The organism is Aeromonas sp. S5(2024) (genome assembly GCF_041403025.1).
Classification (GTDB): domain Bacteria; phylum Pseudomonadota; class Gammaproteobacteria; order Enterobacterales; family Aeromonadaceae; genus Aeromonas; species Aeromonas hydrophila.
Window position 1 is genome coordinate 38076 of sequence record NZ_JBGLRI010000005.1, and the last position, 14306, is coordinate 52381.

The 14306-nt window shown below is 63.0% G+C and carries 14 protein-coding genes; 5 read left to right on the top strand and 9 right to left on the bottom strand.

Going from position 1 to position 14306, the window contains the following annotated elements:
- Window positions 1-155: 155 nt before the first annotated feature.
- Window positions 156-1946, top strand: coding sequence for a long-chain fatty acid--CoA ligase (locus tag ACB032_RS11915; RefSeq protein WP_371138012.1), 1791 nt, complete (start codon window positions 156-158; stop codon window positions 1944-1946).
- Window positions 1947-2025: 79 nt separating this feature from the next.
- Here ACB032_RS11915 and gshA read toward each other — a convergent pair whose 3' ends face one another.
- From gshA to ACB032_RS11935, 4 genes are read right to left on the bottom strand one after another with little or no spacing between them, the layout of a single operon-like run.
- A complete protein-coding gene (gene gshA, locus ACB032_RS11920) occupies window positions 2026-3624 on the bottom strand; it encodes a glutamate--cysteine ligase (protein ID WP_029301984.1) in 1599 nt (532 codons plus the stop codon).
- Window positions 3625-3684: 60 nt separating this feature from the next.
- Entirely contained in the window at window positions 3685-6498 is a 2814-nt protein-coding gene (locus ACB032_RS11925) for a pitrilysin family protein (protein WP_257703163.1), read from the bottom strand.
- Window positions 6499-6517: 19 nt separating this feature from the next.
- Window positions 6518-6955, bottom strand: a complete 438-nt coding sequence (locus ACB032_RS11930) for a YqaA family protein (RefSeq protein WP_029304641.1) — start codon at window positions 6953-6955, stop codon at window positions 6518-6520.
- Window positions 6952-7917 (bottom strand): NADP-dependent oxidoreductase, encoded by a 966-nt coding sequence (locus ACB032_RS11935; RefSeq protein WP_051773499.1) that lies wholly within the window; start codon window positions 7915-7917, stop codon window positions 6952-6954. Before ACB032_RS11935 ends, ACB032_RS11930 begins: the two co-directional genes overlap by 4 nt.
- Window positions 7918-7973: 56 nt before the next feature.
- On the opposite strand from ACB032_RS11935, the gene ACB032_RS11940 reads away from it, so the two are divergent.
- Window positions 7974-8141, top strand: coding sequence for a hypothetical protein (locus ACB032_RS11940; RefSeq protein ID WP_193758825.1), 168 nt, complete (start codon window positions 7974-7976; stop codon window positions 8139-8141).
- Window positions 8142-8192: 51 nt separating this feature from the next.
- Here ACB032_RS11940 and ACB032_RS11945 read toward each other — a convergent pair whose 3' ends face one another.
- Window positions 8193-9191 (bottom strand): hypothetical protein, encoded by a 999-nt coding sequence (locus ACB032_RS11945; protein ID WP_039214230.1) that lies wholly within the window; start codon window positions 9189-9191, stop codon window positions 8193-8195.
- 302 nt (window positions 9192-9493) lie between these two features.
- Between ACB032_RS11945 and ACB032_RS11950 the strand changes: the two genes are divergently transcribed.
- Window positions 9494-9835: a hypothetical protein gene (locus ACB032_RS11950; RefSeq protein WP_371138013.1), complete on the top strand. Its 342-nt coding sequence runs from the start codon at window positions 9494-9496 to the stop codon at window positions 9833-9835.
- A gap of 52 nt (window positions 9836-9887) precedes the next feature.
- Here the strand turns inward: ACB032_RS11950 and ACB032_RS11955 are convergent, their stop codons facing one another.
- From ACB032_RS11955 to rpsF, 4 genes are all read right to left on the bottom strand, one after another.
- Window positions 9888-10628, bottom strand: coding sequence for a ferredoxin--NADP reductase (locus tag ACB032_RS11955; protein ID WP_371138014.1), 741 nt, complete (start codon window positions 10626-10628; stop codon window positions 9888-9890).
- A 101-nt stretch (window positions 10629-10729) separates the two neighbouring features.
- Window positions 10730-11176, bottom strand: coding sequence for a 50S ribosomal protein L9 (gene rplI, locus ACB032_RS11960; protein WP_011704669.1), 447 nt, complete (start codon window positions 11174-11176; stop codon window positions 10730-10732).
- A gap of 52 nt (window positions 11177-11228) precedes the next feature.
- Window positions 11229-11459: a 30S ribosomal protein S18 gene (rpsR, locus tag ACB032_RS11965; RefSeq protein ID WP_005308890.1), complete on the bottom strand. Its 231-nt coding sequence runs from the start codon at window positions 11457-11459 to the stop codon at window positions 11229-11231.
- A 30-nt stretch (window positions 11460-11489) separates the two neighbouring features.
- Window positions 11490-11876, bottom strand: coding sequence for a 30S ribosomal protein S6 (rpsF, locus tag ACB032_RS11970; protein WP_005308887.1), 387 nt, complete (start codon window positions 11874-11876; stop codon window positions 11490-11492).
- Window positions 11877-12113: 237 nt separating this feature from the next.
- Between rpsF and ACB032_RS11975 the strand changes: the two genes are divergently transcribed.
- Entirely contained in the window at window positions 12114-13337 is a 1224-nt protein-coding gene (locus tag ACB032_RS11975) for an Nramp family divalent metal transporter (RefSeq protein ID WP_016349448.1), read from the top strand.
- A gap of 65 nt (window positions 13338-13402) precedes the next feature.
- A complete protein-coding gene (locus ACB032_RS11980; RefSeq protein ID WP_371138015.1) occupies window positions 13403-14293 on the top strand; it encodes a hypothetical protein in 891 nt (296 codons plus the stop codon).
- Window positions 14294-14306 lie beyond the last annotated feature (13 nt).

The window sequence follows — 14306 nt, forward strand, 5'->3', positions numbered from 1 at the left end:
AGCCCCCATCATGCCTCAAGCTCACCCTAATTGACGACTTTGTGATCCAAGACAAATGGCGAACACTTGTAAGCTGTAATCTTAGAGTTTAAACTCCAGCGCGATTTTTCAGTGCCCCTTAGGGCGTACAACTGTTACTTGAGGATGTCTGACTGATGCCGAAACACCACCTGGTTCGACTGATGCGGGAGCGTATCGCCCGGCTTGGCAACAAGGCCGCCCTGCGCGTACAACAGGATGGCCAGTGGCGTGCCATCGGCTGGCGTACTCTGGGACAGGCCATGGACTACTGTGCCCAGGCGCTGATCCGCGCCGGCCACCAGCCCACCGAGATGGTCGGCATCTATGCCCGCAACATGCCGGAGTGGACCCAGGCCGATCTCGGCATCCTGGCCGCCCGCGGTGTCAGCGTCCCCATCTACCCCACCAGCACGCTCGATCAGCTGCGCTACATCGTCAAAGATGCCGGCATCAAGGTGCTGTTCGTCGGCGAGCAGCCTCAGTTCGACCAGGCGCTGCAGCTCGTTGAAAGCGGCGAGATCCGCCAGCTGGTCGCCCTCGACGGCAGCGTCAACCTGCGCGGCTGCCCGCAGGCAAGCCACTTCCAGACGTTTCTGGTCTCCGGCAATCACCAGCCCAGCGAGCAGGTGCTGCGCGAGCGCGAGAGCCAGTACCGGATGGATGACCTGCTGACCCTGATCTACACCTCGGGCACCACGGGTGAACCCAAGGGGGTCATGCTCGATTTCGCCAACATCGCCGCCTGTTTCGAGATGCACAACAGCCGCCTCGATCTGAACGAGCAGGATGTGTCGCTCTGCATGCTGCCGCTCAGCCACGTGTTCGAGCGGGCCTGGAGCTACTACGTGCTCTATTGTGGCGCCGAGAACGTCTACATCCGCGATCCGCAGAAGGTGATGGATGTCATCGGCGAGGTACAGCCGACCGTGATGTGCGCCGTGCCGCGCCTCTACGAGAAGGCCTACGCCATGATCCAGGCCAGGGTGGCCCAGGCGCCGCGTCTGCGCCAGGCCCTGTTCGGCTGGGCCACCAAAGTGGGCAAGCAGATGGTCGCCACCCGCCAGGCGGGCAAGACCGCCTCCCCCCTGCTCTACAGCCAGCTCTGGCTCGCCGAGCGACTGGTGTTTCGCAAGCTGCGCGCCCGCTTCGGCGGCCGCACCCGCTTCCTGCCGGTGGCCGGCGCCCGCCTCGCCGACGAGGTGAACTTCTTCTTCCAGGCCATGGGGCTCAACCTCAAGTACGGCTACGGCATGACCGAGACCACCGCCACCGTCTGCTGCTACGAAGACAGCCAGTTCAAGCTGGGCTCCATCGGCACGGCGCTCTGCGGCATCGAGGTGAAACTGGGTGAGAACAACGAACTGCTGGTGCGCTCCCCCACCGTGATGCGCGGCTACTACAACAAGCCGGACGCGACCGCCGAGGTGATGACCGAGGATGGTTTCCTGCGTACCGGCGATGCCGGCGAACTCGACAGCGAAGGCAACATCTACTTCACCGAGCGCCTCAAGGAGCTGATGAAGACCTCCAACGGCAAGTACGTGGCCCCGCAACTGGTGGAAGGCACCATCGGCAAGGATCGCTTCATCGAGCAGATCGCCATCGTCGCCGATGCCCGCCACTTCGTGTCGGCGCTGATCGTGCCCTGCTTCGAGTCGCTGGAGGAGTACGCCCGCTCCATCAACCTGCAGTACCAGTGCAAGACCGAGCTGCTGCGCCACTCCAAGGTGGTGGAGTTCTTCGAGGCACGCATCCAGGATCTGCAAAAAGAGCTGGCCAAGTTCGAGCAGGTGAAGAAGTTCACCCTGCTGCCGAGCGCCTTCTCCATGGAGCTGGGGGAACTGACCCCGACCATGAAGCTGCGCCGCAAGATCATCGAGTCCAAGTACCAGAGCGAGATCGAGGCCATGTATAACCATGTCTGAGTACAACCACGTCTGATACCGCTCGGGTTCAAGGAAATAAAAAAGCCGCTTCAAGAGCGGCTTTTTTTGTTGCCTGTCATCAGGCCGGGGTCTTGCTGGTCCCGAAGTAATCGGCCAGGAAGTCGTCGAACGACAGGCTGTCGCTGCGCTCGCGTTCCCGCTGCTTGGCCAGCGAGTCGCGGGCCTCGCCGGCAAAGTAGGCCTCGTCCCAGTACTGCAGCTCACCGGCCAGCATCTCTTCCCGGTAGCGGTTGGCCAGCTCGTCGCCGAAGCAGCCGTTGTCCTGGCCGCTCTCCAGCAACTGCTTGAGCAGGCGGGCGGAGTAGGTAAGCTCGGGATTGAGCAGCTTCTCGCGGTGCATTGCCAGGGTCTCGCGGTAGCGGTTGCGACCGCAGCAGCGGTCCAGCAGCGCGGCGACCTCGGCCAGCTCGTCGAACAGCTTGAGGCCGTACTCCTTCAGGCCGATGGCATGGCCCTGCTCGTCCTCCAGCTCGAGGCCGGGACGACGCCCCTCCAGCACCACCTTGGTCTGGTTGCGGCGATTGCGGGCAATCTCCTCGTCGCCCAGCACCGGGGACGGGCGCAGCAGGCACCAGACCAGGAACAGGTCGAAGAAGCGGATCTGATCCACCTCGATGCCGTACGGGGTGAAGGGGTTCACATCCACGGTGCGCAGCTCGATGTATTCGATGCCGCGCTGCTCCAGCGCATCCGACGGCTTCTCGCCGCTGCGCGGGGTACGCTTGGGCCGGATCGGAGCGTACAGCTCGTTCTCCAGCTGCAGCACGTTGTCGTTGAGCTGGCGGTACTCGCCGTTCACCTTGACGCCGATCTTGGCGAAGTCGGGATCATGGGTGTTGATGGCGCGACGCAGACTGCTGACATAGGCCGGCAGGCTGTCGTGGCTGATCTTGAGCCCCGCCTGGGCGCTGTTGGTGTAGCCCAGATCCGACAGTCGCAGCGCAGTGGCGTAGGGCAGGTAGAGGGTGCCCTTGCCGGTCTTCTGGAACGGAAGATTGCTCTTGCGCCCTTTGAGGAAGGAGTCGCAGATGGCCGGCGAGGCACCGAACAGATAGGGCACCAGCCAGCCGAAGCGGTAGACGTTGCGGATCAGCCCCATGTACTTGTCGGAGATGAAGCGCTGGCTGCAGCACCCCTCGCACACCAGCTCCTGCCACTCGCACCAGAAACTGTCCGGCATGGAGAAGTTGAAGTGCACCCCGGCGATCACCTGCATCAGGCTGCCGTAGCGGTTCTTCAACCCCTGCCGGTAGAGGGTCTTCATCCGGCCGATGTTGGAGCTGCCGTACTGGGCCAGCCGGATGTTCTCCTCGTCGCCGACGAAGCAGGGCATGGAGAGCGGCCAGATCCGCTCATCACCGAGATGATGGATGGTGTGACGGTGGATATCGCCAAGCTGTTCCATCAGGCTGTCGATGGAGTCGGTGGCCGGCGTGATGAACTCCAGCAGGCTCTCCGAGTAGTCGGTGGTGATGTTGGCATGGGTCAGCGCCGAGCCCAGACTGCGGGGGTGATCGGTCTGGGCCAGGGTTCCTTCCGGGGTGATGCGCAGACATTCACGTTCGATCCCGCGCCGGATCCCCTTGAGGGCGGTCAGCCGTTCCGGCGAACCCAGGGCGGTCAACAACTCGGTGAGTGACAAGCTTGTCGTAGTCATATTCACGGCTCATGTGTGGCCGCCCCACAGGGGGGCGGCACTCTTTATTATGTAGCGCCCTCAGGGCAGCTGCAGCGGATAGATGGGAAGATGAAGCTCCTTCAAGGGTTTTTCAAGCTTTTGCTTGTCCCCCACCACCACAATCACCATCTCGGCCGGGTCAAGCCAGCGTGCCGCACTGGCCTTGAGCGTCTCGGCCGACACCGTCTTGATCAGGTTGTTCTGGGCCTGCACATAGTCCGGCTTCAGGTCGTACATGATCATCTGCAGCAGGAAGCCCGCCTTCTGGCCCAGGGTCTCGTAGGAGAGCGCATCCTGCTGGGAGACGGCGCTGCGCATGTAGGCAAGCTCGACCGGGGTCGGGCCGTTCTTGCGGTAGTTGTCCATCTCCTTGAGGAACTGGCGGATGGCATCCACGGTCGCATCGGCCCGCACGTTGGCACCGGTGGCGAAGGTACCCGCCTCCCGGTTGGCGGAGAAGCCCGAGCTGGCACCATAGGTGTAGCCCTTGTCTTCTCGCAGGTTGAGGTTGATGCGGCTGTTGAAGTTGCCGCCCAGGTTGAAGTTCATCAGCCCGGCGGTGAAGTAGTCACCCGTGGTATCGAACGGCATGGCGCGGCGACCGATGCGGATCACCGACTGGGGCGCCCCTGGCTTGTCCACCAGATAGATGCCCGGCTTGGCCTGCTCGCCCGCCGGCTTGAGGCTGCCCAGAGAGGGCTCGGCCCCCTTCCACTGGGTCAGGAAGGCGAGTTGATCCTCCACCTGGGCCTGGGTCACGTCACCCACCACCACCACCTTGGCGTTGGTCGGGTTGTAGTAGTTCTGATAGAAGCGCTTCACGTCCGCCAGGGTCAGCTTCTCGACGTCGGCCAGCACGCCGTCACCCGGCTGACCGAGGCGGTTCTGCTTGCCGTAGACCAGCTCGCGGAATGCCTGACCGGCCAGCCACTCCGGCTGCTGCTCGCTCTGCTTCATCCCTTGCAGCATCTGCGCCTTGACCCGCTCGAAGTCAGCTTCGCGCATGCCGGGCCGCTCGAACACCTCGCGCACCAGCGCCAGGGTCTGCGGCAGCTTGTCGGTCAGGCTGCTGATGGTGACCAGGTTGTTGTACTGGGCGCTGGAGACGCTGACGCTGGAGCCGAGCTTTTGCAGCTCGTCGCTGAGCTGAGCCTCGGTCAAACGCACCGAGCCCTGTCCCATCATGCTGGCGGTGAGGCTGGCCAGCCCCAGTTCGCCCTTGCCCTCAGCCCGCATGCCGCCCGGCAGGGCGACCATGATGGAGACGGCGGGGATCTCGTCGCTCTGGGTGCCGATGATCTCGATCCCCTTGTCGAGCTTGCCGTGCCAGATGGCCGGCACCTTGACGCTCACCGCATCGGCCGCCTTGGGCTGCACGCTGCGATCGAAGTCGTCTTTCACTGGTCGCTCGGCCAGCACCTGATCATGCTTGGCATAGTCCGGCAGCTCACGTTTGGCCGGGGTGAAGTTGGGCTTGGCGGCCTGCCAGTCGCTCTTGCCCTTGGGCACCACGCTCAGCACCACCGCCGGCTTGTTCAGGATGAACTTGTCGTAGGCGGTCTTGACCTGCTCTGGGGTCACCTTGCCGATAGCATCCAGGCTCTTGAACACATAGTTGGGATCCTGGGCGAACACCTGACCCATGGCGAGCTGGCTCACCTTGCCGGAGACGCTGTCCAGACCCCAGATGGCCGAGGCGCGATAGCTGTTGATCGCCTTCTCCAGATCCTCCGGCTTGAGGCCGCGACCGGCGAACTCGCCGATCACCTTGTCCACCTCGCTCTTGAGGGTCTTCAGGCTGCCATCCACCGCCGGGTTGGGATAGGCGTAGACGGTCAGGGTACAGGCCAGCTCCTCGCAGTAGTGGGAGGCGCCCGCATCAATCGCCTTGCCGCTCTTGACCAGCGACTGGTAGAGCATGGAGCTGGCGGAGCCGCCCAGCACATCGGCAAACATGTCGAGCGCCGGCTCCTGCGGATCGCCGAGCGACACGGTCGGGTAGCTGATGTAGAGCAGCGGCAGGTGCACCTTGTCCTCGAGCGTCACGTAACGGGTCTCGGGCAGGGTGACGGGCGCAGGGGTCGGCTCGGCCACATCCGGGCCGCGCGGGATGGAGCCGAAATACTGCTCAATCCAGGCCAGCGCCTGCTTGGTGTCGAAGTCACCGCCCAGGGTCAGGGTGGCGTTGTTGGGGCCGTACCAGCGCAGGAAGAACTGCTTGAGGTCGTTGACGTCGACCCGGTCGAGATCCTCCACGTAGCCGATGGGCTGCCAGGAGTAGGGATGGGTGCGCGGGTAGAGCGCCTCGCCCACCTTCTCGCTCACCAGACCGTAGGGCTGGTTGTCGATGCGCTGGGCCCGCTCGTTCTTGACGGTGGCGCGCTGGATCTCGAACTTCTTCTGGCTCACCGCGTCAAGCAAGAAGCCCATGCGGTCGGCCTCCAGCCAGAGCACCTTCTCCAGCTGGTTGGCCGGCACGGTCTCGTAGTAGTTGGTGCGGTCCTTGTTGGTGGTGCCGTTCATGTCACCGCCAGCTTCGTTGATGATCCGCATGTGCTCCTGATCCCCCACATGCTTGGAGCCCTGGAACATCATGTGCTCGAAGAAGTGGGCGAAACCGGACTTGCCCACCTGCTCGCGGGCCGAGCCCACGTGGTAGGTGACGTCCAGGTGCACCAGGGGATCGGATTTGTCGGGCGCCAGAATGACGGTCAGGCCGTTGTCCAGCTTGTACATCTGGTAGGGAATGCCGAGCTTGCCCTCTTCCTTGACCTGTTCCGACACCAGGGTGGGTGCCGCCAGCACGGGCAGGGAGAAGCCCAGAAGCATGCTTAATGGAATGAGTTTGTTCACGGTTACCTCGTGAGTGAAGCTAGAAAATCTGCCTGGCCAGCAGAAAGACCAGGGCATAACGCAACAATTTGCCGAGCCCGATGAGAATGAGAGAGCGCCAGAAGGAGAGGCGCAGCCAGCCGGCCAGCAGACAGAGACCATCGCCGATCACCGGCGTCCAGGCCAGCAGCAGACACCAGTGGCCATGTTGTTTGAGCCAGCCGAGGGCTTTTTGTTCCCCACGGCCTTGAAAATCTTCCGGTTTTTTCTTGAAGGTGGCGAGCCAGCCGAGCCACCAGGTGGTCATGGAGCCGAGGGTGTTGCCCAGCGTTGCCCACAGCAGCAGGCTGGCCATGCTCCACTCCCCCTTGGTCGCCATGGCCCCCAGCAGCACTTCGGAGCTGCCGGGCAGCAGGGTGGCGGAGGTGAAGGCGCTCAGAAACAGCCAGCCGAGCCCCAGCTCGGTGATGCCGTTCATCCGGCCAGAGCGTCCGCGGCGGGCATGCGCAGCAACAGCTTGCCACGCACGTGGCCCTGCTCGATGGCCTGATGGGCCAGCGCCCCCTCGGCCAGGGCATACTCGCCGGCGACCGTGACCTGAACCTCGCCCTGGCGCAGCAGGGTCAGCATTTGGCTCAGCTGCTGGCGGTCGGGGTGTACCAGCATGCCGAGCACCTCGATGGCGCTGCCGGCCGCGGCATCCTTGATCTGCTGGGCACTGATGGTAGGCACCGTCACCAGCCGGCCACCCGGCTTGACGCAGGCAAGCGCCGCCTTGCCGCTCTCGCCACCCACCAGATCCAGCACCAGATCGACCTGACCCACCTGCGCTACCCAGTCTGCGTCATGGTAATCCACCATCCGACTGGCCCCCAGCCCGTGCAGGAAGCTGTGGTTGTCGCGACTCGCCGTCGCCACCACCTCGGCGCCATAGGCGCTGGCAAACTGCACCGCCAGGTGGCCGACACCGCCGGCACCGGCCAAGATCAGCACCCGCTGCCCCGCCTTGAGGGCGCCGTGTTCAAACAGTCCCTGCCAGGCGGTGAGGCCCGCCAGCGGCAGCGCCGCCCCTTGCCTGAGGCCAATATCCTCCAGCCTGACCAGCTCCTCCTCGCGCGCCACCACGGACTCGCCGTAGCCGCCGGCCGCGAGGGGAAAGCCCACCATGCCGCACACTCGATCCCCCTCGGCCAGCGCGGTGACGCCGGGGCCTATCTTCTCCACCACCCCGGCCACGTCATAGCCCGGTGTCCAGGGCAGTTTGTCCTTGTTCTGGGCCGCCGCCCAGCCGAGGCCGGCCCGGGTCTTGGCATCGATGGGGTTGACCCCCGCAAAGCAGATGCGCACCCGCACTTCGCCGTCGGCTGGCACCTTGTCCAGGGAAGGGTTGAGCCGAAGTACCGAGGGGTCGCCGAATGCGGTAATCTGTAGCTGCGTCATTGCACAATCCATCCTGTTGATTGATCAAGGGTCAACAGAATAACAGCGAGGACACCATGGCTCGAATGTTTCTTATTCCTCTGTTGCTGGCCCTGGGGTGGTGGACGTTTCTGCTCTACTTCCGCATCCCGCTCAAACAGGGGGCCAAGGGCTTTTACTGGATCATCGGCATCGGCGGCGGGCTGGCCGCCTTCCTCAGCCTGATGATGGTGCTGACCCACTAGCACAGCCCCCCCGCGCGGCAATAAAAAGGCCACCGTGTGGTGGCCTGATGATCAACTCCCCTGCGAGCTGAGATGGTAGTGGCGGTTGCTGCCCTGCCCCAGCACCCCCTGGGCCAACAGATGCTGGAACACCCGATCCACCTCCTCCAGCGACAGCGACAGCGCCTCTGCGACCCGCCGCTTGCTGCACTTGAGCTCGCCGCTCTCCAGCGCGCTGCGCACCTGAGCCACCACTTCTGGCTCAGGTTCCGGTCTGGCCACCACGGCGGGCACCATGGCTGCCGCTTCCGCCTGGCGGGCCAGGGTCTGCTCCCTGGCCTGCTGCCACAGCCAGCTGCGGCGAAAGCGGTTCTCCTCGCCGATCAGGCTGACGAAGAAGGCGCCAAACACGTCGAGCAACACGGAGAGGAAGCAGACCAGCAGAAACTGCACCTGGCTGATGCTCATCCCCACCCCGTCCGCCAGGCTGCTCATCAGTCCCAGCATGGAGGATTGCTCGTTGATGGGCTTGGCGTCGCGCTCCTGACGCAACTCGTCCTGGCGCAGCCTGAGCTTGGTGTTGGCCTGCTGCAATCCGCTGACGCCGCTGGAGATGCGCGCCATCTCGATATATTTGCGGGCCGCCTCCTCGTTGAGCTGGATCTGCCGCTCTATGCTGGCGATCTGCTCGTCGAAGCGGGCGATCTCCCGCTCATGGCGCGCCTGTTGGTTGAGGATGGTGTTGGTGGCGCTGTTGATGCCGCCGATGCTGCCACCGATGGAGATGGCGGCCAGTACGCTGTAGAACAGCAGCGACCAGAAGGCCCCGCTCAACTCCCGCCGCGCCTTGCACTCGCCATACTCGTACCAGACGTAGAACTTGCCCAGCTCGAAGATGATGGCCAGGCCGCCGAACAGCCACTTCATCAAGGGATTCTCGTCGATGGAGAGAAACAGCAGCAGGGAGAAGACGATGGAGGCCAGAATGGCCAGCCCGGTAAAACTGTACACCGTGGTCAAGGCGAACCACCCCTTGGGGTAGCGCAGCACGGTAGAAGCCTGTGTAGTCATGATGAAGGGGGTGCGATATGCAGGAAAAGTTGGCTGCCGATTATAGTCAGCCGAGCCACAGAATGAAGGCTAATCATTTGAATTGACTCAGATACCTTCACAAACGGACAGGCTGCGACCAGATTGGGCAAATTGTCGGCGCCTCCCCGTTGTCTGCCGCTGCAAACCCCGCTAGCCTGATCGCCTGCCCGCCCGCGGCAAGCCGGCATGACATGCCCGCCAACTGACATCGTGCCCGGTTCCGGCCCGGTTAAGGCGCCAGCTTCTACACTGAGACCAATCCTTCCGCACCCGAGGTCATCATGCACAAATCCATACTGCTGCTCTCCCTGCTGCTCGTCCAAGGCGTGGCCATGGCGGCGCCCCCCTCCAAGAACAACGATGGTGTCAAACTCTCCACCGACGACATCAAGCTGGACATCAACTGGGATCAGAAAGAGTACGACTGGTGGCAAAATAACTGCCTGGATCTCGGCATCGGCGACAGCCGCATCCAGCTCAACTGTGACAAGATGGACGGCAAGTACCGGGACCACTACAACCGCAGCATCCACAGCGGCAACAACCCGGGCCAGGGCCACAACAAGCAGAAAGGCAACGGCAACGGCAACGGCAACGGCAACGGCAACGGCAAGAAGAATTGATCGTCATCCCCGTTACCCTGACACAGGGGCCGAGGCCCCTGTGTCCATTTCTCTACCAGTAGTTCTCCGCACTGATGTTGCCGGGCGCCCGCCGCAGGTTCTTGGCCAGCCCCAATGACAGCAGGGTCTGCTGGGTCTCCTTCACCATGGCCGGGTTGCCGCAGATAAGCACCTGACTCAGCTCGGGGGCAAATTCCAGCCCGACCCGCGCCTGCAGCCGACCGTCGGCGATGGCGGCCGGGACCCGTCCTGCCATCGCCTCGGGCCATTCCTCCCGGCTGACGAAGGGCACATAGCGAAAACGCTCGCCGTGGCGGGCAGCAAAACCTGCGATAAGCTCCCGGTAGCTCAGCTCTTCCCCCTTGCGCACCCCGTGCACCAGCACCAGATTCTCGAAACGGGCGAAGGCTTCCCCGTCGGCCAGCATGGAGAGGAAGGGGCCGATGGCGGTGCCGGTGGAGAGCAGCCAGAGATCGCGCCCGGCCGGTATCTCGTCCAGGGTCAGAAAACCGGTCGCCAGGGATTGCACCAGCAGGCTGTCACCCGCTTGCAGGGAGCCGAGGGACGGAGTCAGTTCCCCATCGGGGATTTCGACGAAATAGAACTCGTGATAGGGGGCAGACGGAGGGTTGACGAAGGAGTAGGCCCGCTGGACGCGGCGTTCGCCCTGCTCGAGGGCCAGTTTGGTGAATTGCCCCGCCTTGTAGGGGGCCAGCTCGGCCGCCACACGCAGGGAGAACAGGGTGGGCGTCCACTCGATACGCTCAAGGACGCGACCTTCGACCCAGGCCATAGGGATCTCCTCCAGAAGAACGGATCCTTACTCTAACCCTGGGCCTGAAAATAAAAAACCCGCGCAAGTGCGCGGGTTTTTTCTGCAAAAGCGAATAGCTATTACAGGGCAACAACCTGGATCTGTACGGTTGCTTTGACGTCAGCGTGCAGCTGAACAACAACTTCGTAGTCACCGGTGTTACGCAGAACGTTGCCCATGCGGACTTCGCTCTTGGCAACGGCTACGCCGGCAGCAGTGATGGCTTCAGCCACGTCACGGGTACCGATGGAACCGAACAGCTTGCCTTCGTCGCCAGACTTGGAGGCGATAACAACGGCAGCCAGTTCACCCAGCTTGGCAGCGCGCTCTTCAGCGGCAGCTTTACCGGCAGCCAGTTTGGCTTCCAGTTCAGCACGGCGAGCATCGAAAGTCTCGATGTTGGCCTTGGTAGCCATAACAGCTTTGCCTTGCGGGATCAGGTAGTTACGGGCATAACCAGCTTTCACGGAAACTTGGTCACCCAGACCGCCCAGTTTGGCGATTTTGTCGAGCAGGATAACTTGCATTACCTTTCCTCTATAAATTTCGTTGAGTTAGGCTTAAGTGCCGGACCGATTCTTACTTGTTGTGCAGATCGGTGTACGGCAGCAGAGCCAGGTAACGAGCACGCTTGATGGCGCGTGCCAGCTGACGCTGATACTTGGCGCGGGTACCGGTGATACGGCTCGGTACGATCTTGCCAGATTCAGTGATGTAGTTTTTCAGAGTAACGATATCTTTGTAGTCGATCTCGGTAACGTTCTCGGCGGTGAAGCGGCAGAACTTACGACGACGGAAATAACGTGCCATGGCCTTTATCCTCTAGTCAGTGATCCAGAATTACTCTTCGGAAGCAGCTTCAGTAGCTTCTTCGCGGCGCTCGTCGTCACGACGGGTGAAGCGCTCTTCCTTGGCCTTGGCCATCGGAGAAACTTCAGTCACGGCGTGCTTGGTGCGCATGATCATGTTGCGGATAACGGCATCGTTGAAGCGGAAGTTGGTTTCCAGCTCATCGATAACGGCTTGCTCTGCTTCTACGTTCATCAGAACGTAGTGGGCTTTGTGCAGTTTGTCGATCGGGTAAGCCAGCTGACGACGGCCCCAATCTTCCAGGCGATGAATGGTACCACCGGAGGTGGTGATGGCGCCGGTGTAACGCTCGATCATGCCAGGTACTTGCTCGCTCTGGTCCGGATGAACCATGAAGACGATTTCGTAATGACGCATTTTAGCTCCTTACGGATTAATTCAGCCTCCGCCCAGGTGCAGCCAGACCTCGGAGGCAAGGAACATAATGGTGTTTAGACGCTGCTTTTCTAGGGCGGCGTATTGTACAAAATCCCATCCCCCACTGCAACCAGCCGCCACCGATGTTTTTATCTATGGGAACAATACAAAACTTCAATTGATAATAATTATCATTTAGATCTATTCTATCTCCATGCACTTATGGAGGCTGATACCATGCAACCCGCGCTGACCACGGCCATCCCGGCCCGCAAATTCAAGCTGACCCTGCTCGGGCCAGCCTTTATCGCCGCCATCGGCTACATAGATCCGGGCAACTTCGCCACCAACATTCAGGCCGGTTCCACCTTCGGCTACCAGCTGCTGTGGGTAGTGGTATGGGCCAACCTGATGGCCATGCTGGTGCAGACCCTCTCGGCCAAGCTCGGCATCGTCACCGGCAAGAACCTGGCGGAACACATTCGCGACCGGCTGCCCAAGCCGGCAGTCTGGGCCTACTGGGTACAGGCGGAGATCATCGCCATGGCCACTGATCTGGCCGAATTCATCGGTGCTGCCGTGGGCTTCAAGCTGCTGCTCGGGGTCACCCTGCTGGAGGGGGCTGGCATCACCGCCGTGGTCACCTGGGGCATCCTGATGCTGCAGTCCCGCGGCCAGAAGCCGCTGGAGTTCGTGGTGGGCGGCCTGCTGCTGTTCGTGGCGGCGGCCTACATCGTCGAGCTGGTGTTCTCCCGCCCCCACCTGCCGAGCCTGCTGGAGGGCGCCCTCTTCCCCGGCCTGCCCAACAGCGACGCCGTCTATCTGGCGGCCGGCGTGCTCGGTGCCACCGTGATGCCCCACGTCATCTACCTGCACTCGGCACTGACCCAGCACACCCAGGATCAGGGCTCGGTCCCCCAGCGACTGCACACCACCCGGGTCGACGTGGCCATCGCCATGACCATCGCCGGCTTCGTCAACCTGGCCATGATGGCCATGGCGGCGGCCGCCTTCCACAGCTCCGGCAACCAGCAGGTGGCCGAGCTGGAGTCGGCCTACCAGACCCTGACCCCGCTGCTGGGGCAGGCGGCCGCCACCCTGTTCGGCCTCTCGCTGGTCGCCTCCGGCATCAGCTCTACCGTGGTGGGCACGCTGGCAGGCCAAGTGGTGATGCAGGGCTTCGTGCGCTTCACCATCCCGCTCTGGCTGCGCCGCGCCATCACCATGGCTCCCGCCTTCGTGGTGATCGCCATGGGCCTCAACACCACCGAAATCCTGGTGCTGAGCCAGGTGGTGCTGAGCTTCGGCATCGCGCTGGCGCTCATCCCGCTGCTGATATTGACCGGCGATCGCGCCCTGATGGGGGAGTATCGCAACCACCCGGTGACCCAGGCGGTCGGCCGCCTCATCGTCGCCCTGGTGATCGGGCTCAACGCCTACCTGCTGGTCGCCATGATCTAACCCGCCATCCCCTCCCAAGGCCGGCTCGTTAACCGAGGTTAATGAGCCGGCCTGCGCTTTGGCGTATGCTGGCGGCTCTCTTCCTCTTCGATTTGCGGGAGCCATCCATGCCACATACCCGAGCCAGCTTCGTGCTGGGCCACCATCAGGAGCAGGCCTGCGTCATCTGCTGCCAGAGCGGCGACACCAGCCTGCTGGTCACCGACCTCACCCCCTTTCATCCCCAGAGCCACCTCTGGCCCGATCAGCCGGGTGACGTGGGTACCGTGCATTGGGAGGGCGGTGACACGACCGTCGGCCCCTGCCGCATGGGGGCCATCAGTCCGGATGGGGAGCTGTTCGTCGACCAGGCGATCCCGGTCAAGCGGGGCGCAGAAGGGTGGCGCTTCGTGGTGGTGCACCCGCTGGCCGGTCACTGTGCGCTGCCTGCTGACAGCCAGGTGACACTGCGGGTGGATGCCGAGGCCCGCCACGCCCTGAGCCTGGGCCACAGCGGCTGTCATCTGGCGGCACTGGCACTCAACCGGGCGCTGATGCCTTACTGGCGCAAGGAGGTCAGCGAGCGGGACGCGCTGGACCAACCGGACTTCGACCGCCTCGCCATCCAGACCTCGCGGGTCGAGCCCATGGGTTCGCGCGAGCAGCACCGGATCGGCAAGAGCCTGCGCAAGAAGGGAGTCAACAGCGAGGCGCTGCTGGCAGACCTGCCGCAGATAGAAGAGAGGATCAACCAGCAGTTGGCAGACTGGCTGGCGGCCGGTGGCGAGATCCGCCGCAGCCGGGCCGGCGAGGCAATCATCGACTCCCGTTACTGGCATTGCTCGCTGGAAGGCCGGGAGGTCACCATCCCCTGTGGCGGCACCCACGTGGGCAGCCTGGCCGAACTGGGGCTGGTACAGGTGCAACTGGCCTCCTGTGAGGAAGGGTTCACCCTCATTACCCGGGTCACTCCCTGACCAGCCGGCCCGG